At 53.9% G+C, this 1,960-nt stretch carries 2 rRNA genes (1 of these 2 running past the window's edge); both read left to right on the forward strand.

Annotated elements, in window-relative coordinates:
• A 23S ribosomal RNA gene (locus AC3WG5_RS19075) occupies positions 1-1,722 on the forward strand (it extends 1,266 nt beyond the left edge of the window).
• Between the two features lie 118 nt (positions 1,723-1,840).
• A 5S ribosomal RNA gene (gene rrf / locus AC3WG5_RS19080) occupies positions 1,841-1,954 on the forward strand.
• Positions 1,955-1,960 lie beyond the last annotated feature (6 nt).

Consider the following 1,960-nt stretch of genomic DNA (forward strand, 5'->3'; position numbering starts at 1 on the left):
CAAGTGCAGATGGTAGGGGAGCGTTCTGTAGGTCTGTGAAGGTGTGTCGTAAGGCATGCTGGAGATATCAGAAGTGCGAATGCTGACATGAGTAGCGATAAAGCGGGTGAAAAGCCCGCTCGCCGAAAGCCCAAGGTTTCCTACGCAACGTTCATCGGCGTAGGGTGAGTCGGCCCCTAAGGCGAGGCTGAAAAGCGTAGTCGATGGGAAACGGGTCAATATTCCCGTACTTTCGTATAGTGCGATGTGGGGACGGAGAAGGTTAGGTCAGCCAGGTGTTGGATGCCCTGGTTCAAGCCGGTAGGTGGAAGGAGTAGGCAAATCCGCTCCTTTGTTAACACCGAGACGTGATAACGAGGTTCTACGGAACCGAAGTGACTGATACCACGCTTCCAGGAAAAGCCACTAAGCTTCAGCTATACGAGAACCGTACCGCAAACCGACACAGGTGGGCAGGATGAAAATTCTAAGGCGCTTGAGAGAACTCAGGAGAAGGAACTCGGCAAATTGATACCGTAACTTCGGGAGAAGGTATGCCTCTTAAGGTGTAGGACCTCGCGTTCGAAGCCTCGAGAGGTCGCAGAGAATCGGTGGCTGCGACTGTTTATCAAAAACACAGCACTGTGCCAACACGAAAGTGGACGTATACGGTGTGACGCCTGCCCGGTGCCGGAAGGTTAAGTGATGGGGTGCAAGCTCTTGATCGAAGCCCCGGTAAACGGCGGCCGTAACTATAACGGTCCTAAGGTAGCGAAATTCCTTGTCGGGTAAGTTCCGACCCGCACGAATGGCGTAACGATGGCCACACTGTCTCCTCCTGAGACTCAGCGAAGTTGAAATGTTTGTGAAGATGCAATCTCCCCGCTGCTAGACGGAAAGACCCCGTGAACCTTTACTGTAGCTTTGCATTGGACTTTGAACAGACTTGTGTAGGATAGGTGGGAGGCTATGAAACCAGGACGCTAGTTCTGGTGGAGCCGTCCTTGAAATACCACCCTGGTGTGTTTGAGGTTCTAACCTTGGTCCGTGATCCGGATCGGGGACAGTGCATGGTAGGCAGTTTGACTGGGGCGGTCTCCTCCCAAAGTGTAACGGAGGAGTTCGAAGGTCACCTAGGTACGGTCGGAAATCGTGCTGATAGTGCAATGGCATAAGGTGGCTTAACTGCGAGACCGACAAGTCGAGCAGGTGCGAAAGCAGGACATAGTGATCCGGTGGTTCTGAATGGAAGGGCCATCGCTCAACGGATAAAAGGTACTCCGGGGATAACAGGCTGATTCCGCCCAAGAGTTCACATCGACGGCGGAGTTTGGCACCTCGATGTCGGCTCATCACATCCTGGGGCTGTAGCCGGTCCCAAGGGTATGGCTGTTCGCCATTTAAAGTGGTACGTGAGCTGGGTTCAAAACGTCGTGAGACAGTTTGGTCCCTATCTGCAGTGGGCGTTGGAAGTTTGACGGGGGCTGCTCCTAGTACGAGAGGACCGGAGTGGACGAACCTCTGGTGTACCGGTTGTCACGCCAGTGGCATTGCCGGGTAGCTAAGTTCGGAAGAGATAACCGCTGAAAGCATCTAAGCGGGAAACTCGCCTGAAGATGAGACTTCCCTGAGGGCTTGACCCTCCTGAAGAGTCGTTCGAGACCAGGACGTTGATAGGTCGGGTGTGGAAGCGCTGTGAGGCGTGAAGCTAACCGATACTAATTGCTCGTGAGGCTTGATCCTATCATTTGAGTGGCTTGGGCCACGCGGTGAATAGAGTGTGCGACGTACGATCGATTACCCAATTCGAAATGGAAGCTGAGAGGCTTCCAGGCTTCTTCCAGTTTGTTGACAGTTTATGTCTGGCGGCCTTAGCGAGGTGGTCCCACCCCTTCCCATCCCGAACAGGACCGTGAAACGCCTTAGCGCCGATGATAGTGCGGCATTGCCGTGTGAAAGTAGGACACCGCCAGACTCCCCT

The organism is Pseudogulbenkiania sp. FW507-F1 (assembly GCF_058781125.1).